Source organism: Xylanibacter muris (genome assembly GCF_013166605.1).
Classification (GTDB): domain Bacteria; phylum Bacteroidota; class Bacteroidia; order Bacteroidales; family Bacteroidaceae; genus Prevotella; species Prevotella muris.
Genome location: NZ_JABKKF010000002.1, coordinates 412426 through 429949, shown reverse-complemented (window position 1 = coordinate 429949; position 17524 = coordinate 412426). Strand labels below are relative to the sequence as shown.

Genomic DNA, 17524 nt, shown 5'->3' with positions numbered 1-17524 from the left:
TTACTTCGTCTCCTTTTCTTTACGTGCAACAATAATTCCTCCAATGATACATGCAAGAAGGAATACGGAAATAAACTCGAACGGAAGCACGTACTGGTATTTGTCAGAACCGAGTAACGCGTTACCGATGACATCCATCGGAACCTCTTCGCCATCCGTCAAGGCAGATGATGTTATAAAACTGTTCTTAAGGAAAACGAGGACAACAGTCGCAAGACCTATTACCGATACGATCATACCGCCAATAATGCGACATCCTCTTAACCTCTCAACCATACCCTGAAGAGTACGTTTCCCTACAAGCTGTATTGCAAAGATATACATCATCGTTATACCACCGGCATAGATACTGATCTGTGCGGCAGCCAAATATGTATAGTCAAGCAGGAAGTAAAGACCTGCCACCCCAAAGAGAACGAACAGCAAGAATGTTGCGGCCCGCATTATTTTCTTTGTTGTCACGCACATCACAGCAGAACCAAGAATGATGAATGCCAAAATGCAAAACATTACTAAATTAGCCATATCTTATACTTCCTCCTTATTTAGTTTTAGTATTAAACTTTCCGATTGTCAGCGGAGCGCCACCGTCAAGGATATTTGGCAAAGAACTCTCATAATGCTCCTTATCCAGATGAAGAACAAGTGAATTGCGGTCAAATGTACTGTTTTCAAAGTCATTGGTAAACTCAATGGCATCAAAATTACAGGCATTCACGCAAAGCTGACAAAACATACAGTCTCCAAGGTCGTACTGATAATCAACAAGCTTTCTCTTCTTCTTTCCGTCCTCTGTCGTAACCATCTCTGTCTGTATCTTGATAGTACCGTTGGGACATACTTTCTCACACATTGTACAGCCAACACATTTAACTGCATCATTTTCATCTCTAAGCATCACAAGACGTCCACGATGACGCTTTGAGACATGTAACGTGGTCTTACGGTTCTCGGGATACTGCTCCGTGCTCTTAGGCGTGAAGTACTCCTTAAGAGTTATCTTCAAACCTGTGGCAAGTGACTTCACAGCATGGAAAACCTCACCAAAATATGATTTATTATTTTCTTCCATTTTTATTGCTTAATTAGAAGTGCCATCCAAAGGCAACAATTATTGTCATAAGTACCAGATTCAACAGACACAACGGCATAAGATACTTCCACTCAAGCGTCAGAATCTGGTCAATACGCAAACGCGGGAATGTCCAACGCACCCACATCAGCAACCATACCACGGCAAAAGCCTTACCCAAGAACCAAACGATACCGGGAATATAATTCATTACCGAGTCAAAAGCGTCGATACCAATGTTTACAGGAGCCCAACCTCCAAGGAAGACTGTTGTGGCAATACCTGAGATAACAAACAGATTAAGATACTCGGCAAGGTAATAAAAACCGAATCCCATACCGCTGTATTCTGTGTGATAACCGGCTGTAAGCTCACTCTCTGCCTCAGCCAAGTCGAACGGACCACGGTTTGCCTCCGCATTACCGGCAACAAGGAATACGACAAAAGCTATTACGGCCGGAATATGTCCTCTGAAAATAAGCCAGTTCCAAGGACCGGTCTGTGCCTCCACAATACCAGATACCTGCATCGTACCTGTAAGAATCACAGCCGTGATAAGGCAGAGGCCAAGCGACATCTCATAAGAGATAAGCTGTACGGCACCGCGCATAGCGGAAACGACACCATATTTATTGTTACTTCCCCATCCTGCCATAAAAATACCGACAACACCGATACTTGAAACAGCGGTAAGAAGGAATATACCGACATTAAAGTCAAGTACGACAGCTCCATTATTCCAGGGAAGGAAAGAGAATGTACCTACAGACGCAACAATTACAAGGAACGGAGCAACAAGATAAAGAAGCTTGTCTGCCTTATCTACGAAGAAAATCTCTTTTATGAGCATCTTCAACACGTCTGCAAATACCTGGAACACTCCCCAGGGACCGACACGCATCGGACCGAGACGGCATTGGAAATATGCACAAACCTTACGTTCCATAAATATCAAGACGATAGCCAGCATGGCGTAGCCTACAAGAATGCCGACGCCCACCAGTATACACTCGATAAGAATCGACAGAAAATCGCCTAAGCCAAGTGTCTGGCGCAGGAACATGTCGATCCATGTTGTAACTATATTAAAATCAAACATTTTAAATCTTTTATTTCAGTTTCTAATTATCTGTCGATATCCGGAATAACAAAGTCAAGAGCCGCACCGGCCGTGATGATATCCGCAACCTTTTGTCCACGCATCATCTGGTCCATGGCAGCAACGTGATTCAATCCCATAGGACGGAACTTCAGACGATAAGGACTCTTGTCACCCTTTGAATCAAGATAGACTCCAATCTCGCCACGGCTACCTTCACAAGAGAAGTACCATTGTCCCTCTGGAACTTTTATTATAGGCTTCTGCTTTATATAGAAGTCACCGGCAGGTATATTGTCAATGAGCTGCTCTATTATACGAACACTCTGTTTCATCTCCTCTATACGTATGAGATAACGTCCGTATGAATCGCACATCTCATTTGTAATCTCATCAAATTCCACTTTATCATACAGGGCATAAGGATGATTCTTACGGATATCATTATGCCAGCCGGAAGTACGTCCTGAAGCACCGGTCACGCCATAACTTACAGCGTCTTCCTTTGACAGGAATCCTACATTCATGAAGCGTTTCTGCATGATGACATTGTTTCCGAATACGTCCATATACTCCTGGAAATATGGCTTGATATAATTACATAGTGCCTTTACATTTGCCACGAAATTAACATCGATATCATCCTGCAAACCTCCTATTCTATAATAGTTCTGTATCAGACGTCCACCGGTGGTTTCCTCCATACAGTTGAGCACATGCTCACGGTCACGCATAGAATAAAGGAATGCCGTAAGGGCGCCAAGGTCCTGAGCACAACATCCGATATAAAGAAGGTGGGAATCAAGACGCTGAAGCTCATCCATAATAGTACGGATATACAGGATACGGTCAGAAAGCTCTATACCCATAGCCTCTTCGATAACCCCGCAAAGAGCATGACGGTTCATCATCGCACTCAGATAGTCCATACGGTCGGTAAGGGCAAGCGTCTGGGGATAGGTGTAGCTCTCGCACATTTTCTCTATTCCACGATGAATATAACCGAAATGAGGGTAAATCTTCTTCACGGTCTCACCGTTAAGTATTGTCTGCAGACGGAGCACACCGTGTGTTGAAGGGTGTTGAGGACCTATATTCACCACAAAATCATCATCATCAAACAAACGGTGAGGAGTTGAAGTTAGCCTGCCCTCGGAATCCAGATTATATTCAACGGTATAATCACTCTGAGGCTCATCTGTCAGCAACAACGGATTTTTCTTTGGATCCGCATCGAAATCCTTACGGAAAGGATAACCGTTGAAATCGCTTCTCAAATACAGACGTCGCATATCAGGATGACCGAGGAATTTGATGCCGAAAAAGTCATAAACCTCACGTTCGAGCAAGTCTGCGCTTTTCCAAAGATTATAAACTGTCGGAATAACATGATCTTCCCCTATCTTCTCGGCAATCATTTTCACAGACACCCTCTCGTTTGTATCCGTATTCTCCAGTATATATATACATCCAAGTCCTTCCTCTCCGAAGTCTTCTCCAACAATTGTAACAAGGTAATCAAAATTCCCGGCATTTTTCAGTTTTGCCATCTCTGCGGCAAAACTGCTTTTATCGAATACTATATTATTCAGTTTCATGTCTTCTTTTACCTTATCAAATTATTCTGTTAAACCTTTTTTAGGATCAAAATCCTCAGGAACGTTTGTTACAACGATTGGTTTCATAGCCTCTGCGCGTTCCTCTGCGTTCTGCTTATGATTCACGCCTCCGAAGAATTTCTCGACCTTCACTTTGCGCTGCAACTGCATCATACCATACATGATTGCCTCCGGACGCGGAGGACATCCTGGGATAAACACATCCACCGGCACAATCTTGTCGATACCGCATACAACGTTGTAGCTGCTCTTAAACGGACCTCCTGAAATTGCACATCCGCCCACAGCGATAACATACTTAGGCTCAGCCATCTCATCATAAAGGCGCTTGAATACCGGAGCCATCTTATTGGTAATAGTACCGGCACACATTATCAAATCGGCCTGACGCGGGGAATTACGCGTAACCTCAAATCCGAAACGGGCAAAGTCATAACGTGCGCATCCCACTGCCATAAACTCTATTCCACAACAACTTGTGGCAAATGTCAGCGACCACAGAGAATTTGAACGGCCCCAGTTGATTGCCTGATCCAATGAACCGACAACGACATTGACACCTCCTTCATGGAGTTCGTCAACAATTTGCTCTAATGCAGCATTGTCCTTGAATTCATTGTAAGGAATACTTTTAATAACCGGTTTTCTTACTTCCATTCCAACGCTCCTTTCCGCCAGGCATAAGCCAGCCCAAATACAAGAACCAACAGGAAGAAGCCGATGCTACAGAGAGCCATCACTCCAAACTGCTTTACTACCACTGCCCACGGATAGAGGAACACTGTCTCAATGTCAAACATCAGGAAAAGAATGGCGAAGAGATAGTAGCCCACATGAAGAGGAATCCACGAAGACCCCCTTGTGGGAATACCACACTCAAACGGCTCACCCTTTACCGGATTGTATGAGCGCGGTCCGATAAGCTTGGCCACAACATAAGCGCCCACTACCAATACGATAGCCGTCAAGATAACGGTAATAAATAAAGTAAAGTACATAAAAATATATAAAATATTACAAATTTGTATGCTTTTAAGCGTGTGCAAAGGTACAAAAAAAAATGTAAACTTAAAACATACAAATTGAAATATTGTTAAGATTGCATGTTTTCCGTATGAAATCGCACCAATCCTTCCATCGGACTGCGCATAATCCTTCCCATACAGAAACCCTCAAGAGCGGCAGCCTCTTTTAATTCCTCATGAAAATAATATGCAATACTTCCTACCGCACCTATTTTCAAATCCGCACGTGAATATGCCGCAACATTATTCCGGAAAAACATCCTGAAATTTCCAATAATAACATTTCTCACTTCAGCCACATTTTTATAGTTGCCTATAAACGGTGTCAATGAAGCGAGAAATCGATTTGCCATAGGCCGCCTGTACACATTCTCGATTATATCGGACAATCCGATCCCCGTGTCTTTCAGGAAAGCACGTTTTACGTCTTCAGGAACAATCCCTTTAAACAAGGCATTCACAAACAGTTTTCCCATGACTGCCCCACTGCCCTCATCGCCAAGAACATATCCTAACGGAGGAACATTCTTTACTATCCGCTGACCATCAAAAAGACACGAGTTAGACCCGGTTCCAAGTATTGACGCTATTCCCTCCTCACAACCGCACAATGCTCTTGCAGCGCCAAGCAAATCACTGTAGACCTTCACGACACCGGCACGAGGAAAGGTTTTCTGAATAATGGATTTCATCGGCAATATCATATCCTCACGGCAACCGCTTCCGTAAAAATGTATTTCCGTTATTTCCACACCACAAACGTTCCGCGACAATTCCTCATTAAAAATCCTGACAATACAATCATAATCCTGAACAACAGGATTTATACCCTGTGTGGCTATTGTTTTCAATACGCCATTGCCACCGACCAGACACCAATCGGTCTTTGTACTCCCGCTGTCAGCTATAAGTATCATATCTTCTTGTTTTATATCCACTTATCGGTTCTTATTTAGAGTAAACCATTTATGAGTAAACAGAATATACACCAGCATTGCCACAACCGTTATCCCTATTCCTGAGACAGCCAACAGAACCTTATTTTCAGACAAAAGAGAATGTCCTATAAACAACCCGAATGCCACTCCACCCTCCCAGGCTATCATGAATGTGCTTTGAGACGTTCCACGCTGACAATGATTACTGAGTTTTACAAACAGCAACAGGAAACATGAGCCGAGTATTCCCAAACCTGTACCAAACAAGAACGGTGATATATATTCAGCTACTTCCAACGGTGACAATAACACCCAGTATGAGGCAACTACAAGAATCATTCCACAGACCGCCTCACTCTTCAATTCTGCATTTTGAAAAACAAAACGCCTTGCAACCAACGACAACAGGAATCCCCCCATCATCGCAGTATATGAAATCTCGGTAAGACTGCAAGAAAACATGATTCCTACAACTGCCGTCAAAAGAAAAAGATTAATGAACAACGGAAATCCGCGTAAAAGGAAGAAGCGGTCGAGACTGAACAGGGGAATATTGTCTGCCGGTGCCCTGAAAGGAAATCTCACCGTCACAATCATAAAGATTGCAAGCAGTGACGAGCCGACAGCCACCCAAAGCATTACGTCAAAATCAAACAAACTGCAGCAAACGATCCCTGTAAGCGGGCCAAGCGACATGGCAAAGCGTGAAAACCATGCCGCGCCATAATTAGCCTCCGTACGCTGACAGGATTCACATGTATCGATAATCAACGTGCTTATAAGCACCATTTGGGCAAGTCCGAATGCCGCTCCAAGCAAAAAACGCTGACATAAAACAAATTCAAATGTCACAGAAAAAGCTTCCATATTCTCCACAAGATGGATAGCGAACACGGAGAGCGCCATAAAAAACACAGCACATACACACACTATGTTACGTCTGTATTTTTGTATAAGAAAAGAACACAGCGGCCCGAAACACACAAGTCCTAACCCAAAGACGCCCATAGCCGCTCCTGTTTCAAGATTACCGAATCCATTTACATTTTTCAACCATAGCGGCAATATCGGCAAAAGCATGTACACCGATGACGTCATCAGATAATTTGCTATAACCATAAACCAGAAATCCCTATGCCATAGTCTGATATGAGCAATAGAACTTTGAGCCTCCATGTTCTTTTCTTTCAAATATTCAAATTAAATTTATGCTATCAATATGATTCAGCCTCGTTTGGGAAATCCGAACTCTTCACATCACTGACATAGCGTCCGATGGCGTCTGTCATGACGGCATTGAGGTCTGCATAGCGGCGCAGGAATCTCGGACTGAATCCCTGAGTCATTCCAAGCATATCCGTAACAACAAGAATCTGCCCGTCAGTACCGTTGCCCGCCCCTATTCCTATGGTAGGAACATTCACGGCCTCAGACACTTTTTTTGCCAATACGGCCGGAACCTTTTCCAGAACGATTCCGAAACATCCAACCTCAGCAAGCGCCTTTGCGTCGGAAATAAGCTTTTCAGCCTCGGCATCTTCTTTTGCCCTTACGGCATAAGTACCGAATTTATTTATACTTTGCGGTGTCAGCCCAAGATGCCCCATAACAGGTATTCCGGCATCAAGAATATGCTTTATGGTCTCTATTATCTCCACACCGCCCTCAAGCTTCAAGGCATCGCATCCGCTCTCTTTCATTATCCTGATGGCATTCTTCACACCATCGGCGACACCGGCCTGATAGCTTCCGAAAGGCATGTCGCACACCACAAGCGCGCGTTTGACTGCCCTTACCACCGACTTCGCATGGTATATCATCTGGTCTACTGTAATAGGCAATGTCGTGCTGTTACCGGCCATCACATTAGATGCTGAATCACCGACCAATATACCGTCGACACCTGCTCTGTCCACTATCCCTGCCATTGTATAATCATAAGATGTAAGCATTGAGATTTTCTCGCCCTTCGCCTTCATCTCCATAAAACGGTGCGTGGTAACTTTCCTGTTATCACTAACTAAATATCCTGCCATTGTTTTTCAAATATGTTTTAATAGTTTTCTATCCTGAAATCACAATAATCATATATAACCGTGTCGCAAAGCTCACAAATATCGTCTTTTGCATTGGTCGTGGCAAGTCCCACGACCGTCATTCCGGCCGCCCGGCCCGACCTCAGACCGTTATAACTGTCCTCAAACACCATGCAATCCGCGGAAGTAAGCCCGAAACGCTTTGCAGCCTTAAGATAACAATCCGGATCCGGCTTGCTCTTTTCAAAGTCTTCCGAAGTAAGAATCTCATCAAAAAGTCCGATAAATTCCGGATGACTTTTATAAACGGCTTGCATTTTCACAAGATTCGAACTTGTGACGACAGCCGTCTTTATATCACTTGCCCGCAAGTTCTTTATAAAATCAAGAAAGCCGCCGACATACGTAAAAGTCATATTCTGTTCAAAATCATTGAGCCTTGAAGTCACCAACGGTCTCTGACACTCCAGCTCTTCCGAAAAATATTTATCGTAAATCTGTGTAAGTGTCTGTCCTTTAATTCTATGTTCCAAACCCGGCTGTTCCGGATGAAACTCCCGACACTGTCTGCCCCAAAACTCCGTATATTGCGGCTCTGTGTCGAACACGACACCGTCAAGATCGAAAAGCGCAGCCTTTACTTTATTCATAACCTTGCCATAAATTAAAATTCGGCCGCAAAATTACAACTTTTTACTATATAAATCAAATTTCATCACATACTTTAACGCGGCAACAATAATCCGGCAGCAATAAAAATCACAGTAAAAACACACTTTGCATCCTAATCAATGCTCTCAATCTCCACACCATCAAATTCTTTCATAAACCGAAGTATACTGTCTTCATAATGAAGTCTCTTTACCTTCATATCCATTGATATGATATAGACAATGCCTGATTCAGTACAGCTCTGCTTCATATTATAATTGTCGATATCAACCTTTTCCTCCCTCATCCTGTCAAGGACATCATATATCAGTTGCTTTTCCTTTGTCTTGAAAATCACGGATATGCCGCGCGAGCCAATCCTTCTTAACATGAAATATAACACTTCAAGACATAAAAGCACCAATACCGCGGATGCAAAGGCAAGGACATACATCCCGGAACCGCATGTCAGTCCAATGGCAGAGGTCACCCACAGGCCGGCAGCGGTTGTAAGTCCTCTCACAACCCTTTTCTGAAAAATTATTGTCCCGGCCCCAATGAAACCTATACCCGTAACCACTTGTGAGGCTATTCGCGAAGGGTCAAGTGACACATTATTGTATTCAAGAATACCGGCAAACCCAAACTGAGAAACTATCATAAACAGACAGCTCCCCAGTGCTACAAGGATATGGGTACGGGCTCCTGCTTCCTTTGCCCTGAATTCACGTTCCAAGCCAATAACACCGCCAAGCATGACGGCCACGAAAAGCCTTATTATATAATCTGTCTCCATAATACTGTCTTTATAACAAAGCAAATATACGGAAAATCCGCGATATTCCAATGCGACAGGATAAAAATATTTCTTTATCGGGGCAAATATCAGTATTCTGTCAGGAAAACCGCAAGTATGGCATTATGACAATTCTCATAAAGTCTTTCGCATCATCACACCGCTATAGATACGCTTATCTGTTCTTTCGTGATTTTGGAAACGGCAAGTCGTTCCAAAGAAGCTCTATTACCTTGCCAACCTTGGACATGTCTGAAAAATCAAGGATATAAGCTTCTTTTGCTCCCGGATATGGTTGTCCGGTCTCCGCATCAGCCATAAGTCCGGCAATGCAAGGTAACTTCTTTACATAAGCAATATTGTCGCACGCCGTAATCACGCATTTTTCATTGACATAGATAACGTAGTCGCCCATCATTTTGCGGCTCCTTACTTCTCCAAACGGCCTAAGCGTATTACATACAAAATCAATAAAATCTATTGTACAAGCCATTGTTTTCTCCTAAAATAAAAAGTTACAGAATCCATGTTTGTTTATCGGTCCCGCCATATCCATTTTTTCTTTTGTAAACGAATAAATATCCTTCAAGTCTATGCCTGACAATAAAATATCAACCGAACATTTGCTTTTGCACCCAATGCAGCCAATGAAAACTCTACTCGTAATAGGTGATTCTGCAGGTTTCTTCTCTTACATAAGACTTGTTTATAACCGCCTTGCGTCGAGTCCAGTTTCCATACTTGTCACGTTCGAGCACTTTATAAGCCCCGACGGAATAAGTCTTTGTTCCTGCTGGTGACGTCACTGTGATAGTTTCAAGTGTTATATCACCGTTCTCTCCTGAGATAAAATACTGAAAATCTCCCATTTCATCAGTCCCCTTGAATCCTTTCAGCCGCCCATCGGAGGTCAGTAGAAATGTTTCTCTGTGGTTGCCCTTCCATGACACATATTTGAAAGTGACAGAATCGGATTCCCGAACTACTGTCATATCCCCAAGATCATCATTCGGCAACAATGTGCCGTCTTCGGAAAAGGAACGGGTCACGGACTCATTTGCAGGGAACGACTGAAAAGAGAGGACGGTGTCAAAAATAGCAGTCTTAACAGGTCCTTTGAGATAAAACAGGGCACGGTCATCCGCTACGGTTGCAAGAGCTATTGATACTCCTAACACAAAGCATATAAGACGGACACCGGATTGACAAACTATTTTCACCATAATAAAAAACATTATATCTTTAGATTACCTGCCATCGGTGTTACGCTTGGAAAAACCGTAGATGCCCTCCAGAGGCTCCAAATCATCATATTCGAAATCCGATTCCTCACCGGAATGGGCCGGAGCCTCTTCTATGAACTTGATATCCTGTACTTTAATGGATTTATCCGTAGGATTGAATATCAGTACGGCGGAATAAGTGTCACCGGAGTTTACTCCCTTCATCCGTATCAGAGCCTGATTCCCTTTCACTTTCGCATCCATTATGTCGAACGCGCCGAACCGCTCCATGCCCATTGATGGTAGAGAACGGTTTATAAACAGTCCCCACTGCTCGTTCTCGCAACCGACGGGGATGAACTTATTATAGAAATTTATTACAAGCGTACTGCTCTTTTGGACGGTTTCTTTGTTGCCTTCCGGATCCTCAAACTCCTCTGTATCCTCTATGTTCCATTCCCCGATGAAAGGTTTCTCTGCAAATTCTTTCTCGGCGAGTTTCTGCCGTTGCAATTCCTCCTCCGAATAATATGTGATTATTCTGTCAAGATAAGGGATGCTGCCTCGCTCGGGGTTCGAACTTTCAAGCTGCACACGGGTCCAGTTGTTATGTCCGTCGTAGGTGTAAGTATATTTTTGAGTTACGGAATAGAGTTGATGGCGCTCCGGGGTGTCGTTGTCATAGAGGCATATTGTCTCCACTGCCACATCTCCCTTTTCATTATATTCATAAGTGCATTCGGCAAACATAGTGCGATATTTGGAGTTGCTGCTTCCACTGATATGTGCAAGCACTTTTACAAGCCTGCCGTCAGCCCCGTACTCGAAATGTGATGTGCATTCCTTGGCTGTAAGCGCACCGGGAAGACTCGGTCTTTCATACGACATGTCCGAGAGTTGAACAAAACCATCGTCATTCTGAGTATACACCATATCGATAAAAGGTTTCAGACCGTTTGTTACAGACTTTTGAGGAATCCTCACTCCATCTTTGCCATCTTTCCAGATATATTCACGGTAGCCACGGCCATATTCGCGGCGCGTCAGTTTTCCATTGGTATAGATATATCTGTGACTGTTTGCCGACCGGCGGCGGAAATCGCGACCGAGCATTGTCAGAAGACCGGCGGCGTCATATTCCATTTTAAACCCGTTGCCATACTCTCCCCGGCTGTCCATGCGGAACTGATAGTTGGTCATATTTCCATCCATATTAAACCGGATAGTCCACTTTATTGTGCTGACACCGAAGACAATTTCCTTTACCGGTCCCCGCAGACCGCATTTCGTGAGATCATCGGGATATGTGATGAAATCCGGTAGATAACCACAGTCGTCCTCACCTCCCGGAGGAGACGGCAAGACGGATGCCGGATTCATAAAATACAATCCAATAGGAGTATATACCTCAGGAGTCCGGCTCTTTTCCGGCTCTTCCTGTTGCTGCGAATTGCTGCTTTTGTTGCCGCCACAAGCCGCAAGCAAAAGCGATATCGCGGCGATTGCAAATGATTTCATTATTTTCATGATTATTTCAGTTTAAATGTAATGGGGATACTCATTTTTGTCCTTACTACCTTTCCTCCTATTTTGCCAGGACTGAAACCGGACAAAGTCTTCACCACCCTGACAGCCTCTCTGTCAAGATCCGGATCCACGGATTTAACGACTTTCGTCTCTCCTATTCTTCCGTCCTTTTCGATAACAAAGCTCACTATCACTTTCCCCTGCACACCCATTTCCTGAGCAGCAAGAGGATATCTTTGATTTCTTGCAATTTGGGTGAACATGGCGGCTAATCCACCGGCATAGGTGGCCGGAGTCTCCACTTCTGTGTATACGGCATTATCTTCCGACGGTTTGATCTCCTGACCGTCATTCCGATTTGAGACCATATACGTGCAGACACTGCCTTCCTGTTTTTCCCCTTCGGTGTTCTTATAGCCAAACACAACGAACGGACATGTATTGCTCTTTTGGGCATGACCCAAAATATATTCCACATCACGGTATGTGAACTTGGAAAGCCCGTCCGGATTGTCACCCAAGAAACCATTCAGAATACCGGGATGTTTGGAGCCATAATCTATCTCAAGGACACAATAGAACGGACACACGACATATCCGTCTTTTAATTTGCCTACATAGAATGTATTATATCCGGGAACACCACCACCGTCGAAGACGACATAAAGCTCCCCACCGGCCTCCCAGGCAATCATTGATACGGATTCAGCAATATCGCTTTTAGTCAGCTTGAAAGTCTCGACACTGCGGAGGCCGTAAGCCGGAGACCAACCTGAGAAATCGCCTTCGTCAGTAACATACTCAATGTTCACCCAACCATTACCCTGCGATTTCACGGGGATCACGTCATACGTGCCGATTGTCACTTTCTCCTCACCGTCTTTCAGAAACATAGACGGGGCCATCCATCTATAACTACAGTCCTCCCCACCGCAATACCTCACGAGGTTCTCCGACGAGGCGTTTGGCTTCCGGTTGACTATCGGAGGATTGTCCTCATGCTTTGCGGTTACAAGCATTTTCCATGTCGGCAACGGTACATCGAAGGGAATCTTAACTTGCGCTGACGCGGCAACGGCCGTCGCAAGAACGGCAGAAATAACCATGAGTGTTCTTTTCATATCTAACTTCATTTTACTGTGACACTGAAAGGATAGGATGTGTTGCCGTCGGCACTTGTCCATGTTCCGGAATATCCGTTGTCGGATAGCGTTCCCTCGAACTTTCCGATCATATTCATGCCCTCATATTCTTCAAGCACGAGATGCTTGATGTCATCAGTGAGCTGGCCGCGCAACTGTATCGGAGTTTTATTCTTGGTATAGAAGTATTCACCTGTATAATAAGCGCCACCATCCGATGTAAGCGTCATTTCGATGGCATATTTATCGTCGACTGTGCCTTTGTAACTATGAGTGTATTCCTCTCCTGCCGGCTCGTCTTCTACCACATCATCCTGAGAGTCATAAGTCTCAGGCATCGCTTCCGGCTCTTCATCTGTTGCTGAAGTAACCAAAGGCTCATCCGTACCGCTGGTTTCAGTTGAAATGCCTTCACGCCGTTTGTTATATTCCTCAAGGGTGATAAGATTCTCCAGACGGACATATCCATAGAAAACGCTGTTTGTTTCCAGCGGCTTATAATATCTCACCTTCGCCCAAACACTGTCAGCGTCAATCTCCACTACAGATACATAGTCATCTTTGGATATTGTCTTTACAGAGTCACGTCCGACAAACCCGTCGGTGGAATCATAAATCACAGCCTCGGGGGAATTGACGATATACGGCTTACTTTCAGTGTCACCTACGTAAAACTTCATTAACAAAATAACAGCAACCGCAACGGAAATGGCTATTCCGCCAAATATGAGCCATCTCTTCCACGAATTGTCTTTTTCAGGCGCATCTTCTTCATGTTCCGGAGCGGAGGCTGTTTGTACGGTGATTGCCTCTGTGTCCGAAACAGTATCCTCAACCTCGGGAGAACCACCTTTCTTCGAAAATATCTTACCCAATAGTGCGGTAAACAACATACAAAATCCCAACGGCTCAAAGATAACGAGATATAGTATTGTGAGCGGTCTGTAAATATAAACGCCCACAATTCCCAATATGACAAAAGCCGCTCCCACGATTGCCATTATTCCGGCATGCTTCATGTGACGGATATATATGACATACTCAATAAGCCAGCATACGAACAAGGCTATAGTGACAAAAATGGCAAGATAGTATCCGACGTAACAATGTACTCTAATAAACATGTTATCATCGTTTACCATTAATACAGGAAGCACTGTCAACAAAGCGCAGACAAAAACAAGCCACGCTTTTGGCTTGGAAGTCTGTACAACAGTATTTACAAGCAACACTACTGTTCCTAAAACTGAGAGAACTTTTCCGGTGCCGTTGTCAAACATCTTAAAGACTGACAATTCAAATTCCACTCCCCAAATATTCATGACTGAGACGAACGGCAGATAATACACGGAAACTGCAAGCGCGGAAACAACGGCTGCCACTATGGCAACATTTCGTTTAAACGATTCGGAATGGTTCATAAAATTAAAAATCAATGCCATGCCCGTCCTCAGCCTGGCGGTTAGTTCGTAATATATAATAATAAGAAGCGTGGGACGATTGTTTGATGAATATCCGATCCGACGCGAATTCCAATCACACTCCCATTACAAATTTACAAAATAATTATAATAAACAAATTATTTAATACTAAAAAAGCATAAAATGTAATCCTATTTTCTCATCAAAGCCCTGTAATTGGACTTTTTTAACATACTCCGGCAAGTCATTTCCCTTATTTTAGTCTGCAACCGTGAAACGCAAGACATCAAAAACTCAACCAAGACAAGCCTACACGCCCATATCATCATTCCCGCATATCATACCCTCACGTATATCTTTTTCCTTTTGTATCCGTATCAGTTCGGTGCAACGCTTTTTCAATCTGTTGAAACCGATAAGAAACAACACTGCAAACAATACCGCAACACCCGGCATGACACTCAACATGAAAAGACACGCATCAAACAATCCGTGGGCAACAACCGGAGCCACAAACATAAGAACAACATTCCGCACTTTGTTTTCTTCCTGAAAATATGCCAATGAATAAAAATAGCCCATAAGCACAGCAAAGAAGAAATGTGCCGGAACAGAGAACAACGCCCGGACAATGCCTACCCCTACCCAATCGTCATAGTTGCCAATAAGATAAATAATATTTTCAAATCCGGCAAAACCCATGCCTACACATACGGCATACACGATTCCGTCCAAATGCTCGTCAAAATAAGGATTCCGTCTCAACAACAGCCACAGCATCAGAAGCTTGAATCCTTCTTCCGGCAGGGCGGCATCAATAAAAGCCACGATAAATGCATCGGTCATGGAAAACACACTTCCATGTGTGGATGAATACAACGGAACAATCACCAATGTCAGCAAAGCGGAGCAAACTCCCATACCGACGGCCTTCAGTAACCAGCCGACAGGCTCTGCCTGCAGACTGTCCTGCCTGTAAATATACCATGCAAGCAACACTGCTGGAGCCAAAGCCGCAATCAGGAGATAAACAATATCATTCATTATGACAACAGTATTTAAAAATAACGTGAGTTCTATGAATTATAATTGAATGTAAACTCGGCGAATAGCGAGAATCGTTGTAACTTTATAGTGCCGGATAAAAGTATTACAGACAATAACGCCATGTTAACCGAAGACAAAATTACTGAATTATTCTGTATTGCAGATGATTTCCGCAAGTTTTTTGACTCACAGACAAAAAATACGACCGTCATTCACAGCCATCATGGCAGGCAACAGTACGGACAACCCCAATGATACCCACTAATAATATCAAATAAAACATTAAAATATAGGGCTGTGATAAATGATAAGTCGGTATTTATGCGTATTTTTGCACCACTAAAACAACAAAAGACATGAAAAGGACAATATCGTTGATCATCACATTGACAGTTTTAATTCTGTATTTCCCGCAAATACTGTGCTCACAGCCAAAAATGTTCGTAGGCCCTAACGAGCCGTTGGGGAAAGGCATAGGCATAACCCCTGGTAGGGTCGTATGGATACATAACCCCGGAGTGGCGAAATGGGACGGCGACTCAGGATTATGGGTGGAAGACAGATGGAACTGTCAGAAGAAAGCCGACGACATGATACGCAATGCAATAACAGAACTGACAGGAGAGAAGAAACCGGCAAAAGCCTGGAAAGCGCTTTTCAAGGATTTCAACTCAACCCATAACCGAGGCCGCCGTGCATACCGCAAAGGCGAGAAAATAGCCATAAAACTTAACATGAACAACGCATTGACACACCGCGACACTATCGAACTCAACTCCTCCCCATTTGTAACTCTGGCACTCGTAAGAAGCCTTGTATACGACGGAGGCATTCAACAGGGCGATATTATAATATGTGAGCCGAGCAGGGCTATCACAGACAGCATATACAACAAATGTCACAGAGAATTTCCCGGAATAATATTCATCGACAATATAGGAGGCGACGGAAGACTGAAATGCGAATACTATGAGGAACAGATAAAATACTCCGCTGACAACGGGAAACTGGCAAGAGGTATAGCAAAATGTATCGTAGACGCCGACTACCTGATAAACAGCGCACTCCTAAAGACTCATAAAGGCCCAGGGATAACGCTCACAGCCAAGAACTGGTATGGAGCAACGGACATAAACCTTATATGGAGGCGCAACGGACACAACAACTTCAGCGCAGACAAGAAACATGGGAAACCCGGTTACAAGACATTTGTAGACTTCATGGGACATAAAGACTTAGGCGGAAAATGCATGCTGTTTCTCATTGACGGCACTTACGGTTCACGCGATGTCAACGGCAAGCCGTCTCCCAAATGGCAGAAACCTCCGTTCAACAACGAATGGTGTTGCTCGATTATCGTATCTCAAGACGGAGTGGCATGCGATGCCGTAGGACTTGACATGCTCGTAGGGGAATGGCCGAAGTTCGGCAGCTTCAACTTTTGCGACGAATACCTGCGCGAAGCAGCTACTATTCCAAATCCGCCAAGCGGAACAACATATTGCCCGGACAAAAACGGAACCGTGCTCACACGGCCTCTCGGCATTATGGAACATTGGAACAATCCTACGGAAAGGAAATATAACGGAATAGACCTTATATATAAGAAACTATAAAAAGTGATTTCCGGTTACCGGAAGACCTCACTTGTCTCACACATAACCGGTTTCTCTTGGCAACCGGTTCTACATAATATGGCAACAACACACGGACAAAGGCATAAAAAATGCAGTACCAGGCAAAATATGTATGCTAACCCGGTTCGATATGTAACAAAAATTCATAAGACGTTTTCATTGAGGGTGCTTCATGTTTTTTAAAACCATAATCATCTGATATACAGCATATTAACCACAATCAAAAAGTATGCCAAAATGAAAGGCCTATTCACGCTTGATGAACAGGCCATTCACTGTCGATGAACATG

General features: G+C 43.8%; 18 protein-coding genes. 1 reads left to right on the top strand and 17 read right to left on the bottom strand.

Annotated features, from left to right (window positions below; translation table 11 throughout):
• From HPS56_RS03795 to HPS56_RS03715, 17 genes are all read right to left on the bottom strand, one after another.
• The gene (locus tag HPS56_RS03795) at nt 1–525 is read right to left on the bottom strand and encodes an NADH-quinone oxidoreductase subunit J family protein (RefSeq protein WP_172274069.1); all 525 of its coding nucleotides are present in this window, start codon (nt 523–525) and stop codon (nt 1–3) included.
• 16 nt (nt 526–541) lie between these two features.
• On the bottom strand, nt 542–1072 hold the full coding sequence (locus HPS56_RS03790; RefSeq protein WP_172274066.1) for a NuoI/complex I 23 kDa subunit family protein: 531 nt from the start codon (nt 1070–1072) through the stop codon (nt 542–544).
• A 13-nt stretch (nt 1073–1085) separates the two neighbouring features.
• Complete coding sequence (gene nuoH / locus HPS56_RS03785) at nt 1086–2171, bottom strand: NADH-quinone oxidoreductase subunit NuoH (protein ID WP_172274063.1); 1086 nt, start codon at nt 2169–2171, stop codon at nt 1086–1088.
• Nucleotides 2172–2197: 26 nt separating this feature from the next.
• Entirely contained in the window at nt 2198–3769 is a 1572-nt protein-coding gene (locus tag HPS56_RS03780; protein ID WP_172274060.1) for an NADH-quinone oxidoreductase subunit D-related protein, read from the bottom strand.
• Nucleotides 3770–3790: 21 nt separating this feature from the next.
• The gene (locus HPS56_RS03775) at nt 3791–4447 is read right to left on the bottom strand and encodes an NADH-quinone oxidoreductase subunit B (protein WP_172274057.1); all 657 of its coding nucleotides are present in this window, start codon (nt 4445–4447) and stop codon (nt 3791–3793) included.
• The gene (locus HPS56_RS03770) at nt 4438–4788 is read right to left on the bottom strand and encodes an NADH-quinone oxidoreductase subunit A (RefSeq protein WP_172274054.1); all 351 of its coding nucleotides are present in this window, start codon (nt 4786–4788) and stop codon (nt 4438–4440) included. Before HPS56_RS03770 ends, HPS56_RS03775 begins: the two co-directional genes overlap by 10 nt.
• Before the next feature lie 95 nt (nt 4789–4883).
• The gene (locus HPS56_RS03765; RefSeq protein WP_172274051.1) at nt 4884–5732 is read right to left on the bottom strand and encodes an ATPase; all 849 of its coding nucleotides are present in this window, start codon (nt 5730–5732) and stop codon (nt 4884–4886) included.
• Nucleotides 5733–5753: 21 nt separating this feature from the next.
• A complete protein-coding gene (locus HPS56_RS03760) occupies nt 5754–6944 on the bottom strand; it encodes an MFS transporter (RefSeq protein ID WP_172274048.1) in 1191 nt (396 codons plus the stop codon).
• A gap of 23 nt (nt 6945–6967) precedes the next feature.
• Complete coding sequence (gene panB / locus HPS56_RS03755; protein ID WP_172274045.1) at nt 6968–7789, bottom strand: 3-methyl-2-oxobutanoate hydroxymethyltransferase; 822 nt, start codon at nt 7787–7789, stop codon at nt 6968–6970.
• Nucleotides 7790–7806: 17 nt separating this feature from the next.
• Entirely contained in the window at nt 7807–8439 is a 633-nt protein-coding gene (locus HPS56_RS03750) for an HAD family hydrolase (RefSeq protein WP_172274042.1), read from the bottom strand.
• A gap of 134 nt (nt 8440–8573) precedes the next feature.
• The gene (locus HPS56_RS03745; protein WP_172274039.1) at nt 8574–9236 is read right to left on the bottom strand and encodes an MgtC/SapB family protein; all 663 of its coding nucleotides are present in this window, start codon (nt 9234–9236) and stop codon (nt 8574–8576) included.
• A 175-nt stretch (nt 9237–9411) separates the two neighbouring features.
• A complete protein-coding gene (locus tag HPS56_RS03740; protein WP_172274036.1) occupies nt 9412–9729 on the bottom strand; it encodes a transcriptional regulator in 318 nt (105 codons plus the stop codon).
• Nucleotides 9730–9892: 163 nt separating this feature from the next.
• Nucleotides 9893–10459, bottom strand: a complete 567-nt coding sequence (locus tag HPS56_RS03735) for a hypothetical protein (protein WP_172274033.1) — start codon at nt 10457–10459, stop codon at nt 9893–9895.
• Nucleotides 10460–10483: 24 nt separating this feature from the next.
• On the bottom strand, nt 10484–11986 hold the full coding sequence (locus HPS56_RS03730) for a hypothetical protein (protein ID WP_172274030.1): 1503 nt from the start codon (nt 11984–11986) through the stop codon (nt 10484–10486).
• A gap of 2 nt (nt 11987–11988) precedes the next feature.
• Nucleotides 11989–13107 carry an energy transducer TonB gene (locus HPS56_RS03725; RefSeq protein ID WP_172274027.1) on the bottom strand — a complete coding sequence of 373 codons (1119 nt, stop codon included), beginning with the start codon at nt 13105–13107 and terminating at the stop codon, nt 11989–11991.
• 8 nt (nt 13108–13115) lie between these two features.
• A complete protein-coding gene (locus tag HPS56_RS03720) occupies nt 13116–14549 on the bottom strand; it encodes a hypothetical protein (RefSeq protein WP_172274024.1) in 1434 nt (477 codons plus the stop codon).
• A 310-nt stretch (nt 14550–14859) separates the two neighbouring features.
• Nucleotides 14860–15594: a PrsW family intramembrane metalloprotease gene (locus tag HPS56_RS03715; RefSeq protein ID WP_172274021.1), complete on the bottom strand. Its 735-nt coding sequence runs from the start codon at nt 15592–15594 to the stop codon at nt 14860–14862.
• A 359-nt stretch (nt 15595–15953) separates the two neighbouring features.
• Between HPS56_RS03715 and HPS56_RS03710 the strand changes: the two genes are divergently transcribed.
• Nucleotides 15954–17213: a DUF362 domain-containing protein gene (locus HPS56_RS03710; protein WP_172274018.1), complete on the top strand. Its 1260-nt coding sequence runs from the start codon at nt 15954–15956 to the stop codon at nt 17211–17213.
• Nucleotides 17214–17524 lie beyond the last annotated feature (311 nt).

What these genes read in the sequence shown, in the direction of transcription:
- HPS56_RS03710 (WP_172274018.1), top strand. Translation starts at nt 15,954, where the DNA reads ATGAAAAGGACAATATCGTTGATCATCACATTGACAGTTTTAATTCTG.
- HPS56_RS03715 (WP_172274021.1), bottom strand. Translation starts at nt 15,594, where the DNA reads ATGAATGATATTGTTTATCTCCTGATTGCGGCTTTGGCTCCAGCAGTG.
- HPS56_RS03770 (WP_172274054.1), bottom strand. Translation starts at nt 4,788, where the DNA reads ATGTACTTTACTTTATTTATTACCGTTATCTTGACGGCTATCGTATTG.
- HPS56_RS03750 (WP_172274042.1), bottom strand. Translation starts at nt 8,439, where the DNA reads ATGAATAAAGTAAAGGCTGCGCTTTTCGATCTTGACGGTGTCGTGTTC.
- HPS56_RS03725 (WP_172274027.1), bottom strand. Translation starts at nt 13,107, where the DNA reads ATGAAAAGAACACTCATGGTTATTTCTGCCGTTCTTGCGACGGCCGTT.
- HPS56_RS03735 (WP_172274033.1), bottom strand. Translation starts at nt 10,459, where the DNA reads ATGGTGAAAATAGTTTGTCAATCCGGTGTCCGTCTTATATGCTTTGTG.
- HPS56_RS03790 (WP_172274066.1), bottom strand. Translation starts at nt 1,072, where the DNA reads ATGGAAGAAAATAATAAATCATATTTTGGTGAGGTTTTCCATGCTGTG.
- HPS56_RS03765 (WP_172274051.1), bottom strand. Translation starts at nt 5,732, where the DNA reads ATGATACTTATAGCTGACAGCGGGAGTACAAAGACCGATTGGTGTCTG.
- panB (WP_172274045.1), bottom strand. Translation starts at nt 7,789, where the DNA reads ATGGCAGGATATTTAGTTAGTGATAACAGGAAAGTTACCACGCACCGT.
- HPS56_RS03730 (WP_172274030.1), bottom strand. Translation starts at nt 11,986, where the DNA reads ATGAAAATAATGAAATCATTTGCAATCGCCGCGATATCGCTTTTGCTT.
- HPS56_RS03745 (WP_172274039.1), bottom strand. Translation starts at nt 9,236, where the DNA reads ATGGAGACAGATTATATAATAAGGCTTTTCGTGGCCGTCATGCTTGGC.
- HPS56_RS03775 (WP_172274057.1), bottom strand. Translation starts at nt 4,447, where the DNA reads ATGGAAGTAAGAAAACCGGTTATTAAAAGTATTCCTTACAATGAATTC.
- HPS56_RS03780 (WP_172274060.1), bottom strand. Translation starts at nt 3,769, where the DNA reads ATGAAACTGAATAATATAGTATTCGATAAAAGCAGTTTTGCCGCAGAG.
- HPS56_RS03795 (WP_172274069.1), bottom strand. Translation starts at nt 525, where the DNA reads ATGGCTAATTTAGTAATGTTTTGCATTTTGGCATTCATCATTCTTGGT.
- nuoH (WP_172274063.1), bottom strand. Translation starts at nt 2,171, where the DNA reads ATGTTTGATTTTAATATAGTTACAACATGGATCGACATGTTCCTGCGC.
- HPS56_RS03720 (WP_172274024.1), bottom strand. Translation starts at nt 14,549, where the DNA reads ATGAACCATTCCGAATCGTTTAAACGAAATGTTGCCATAGTGGCAGCC.
- HPS56_RS03740 (WP_172274036.1), bottom strand. Translation starts at nt 9,729, where the DNA reads ATGGCTTGTACAATAGATTTTATTGATTTTGTATGTAATACGCTTAGG.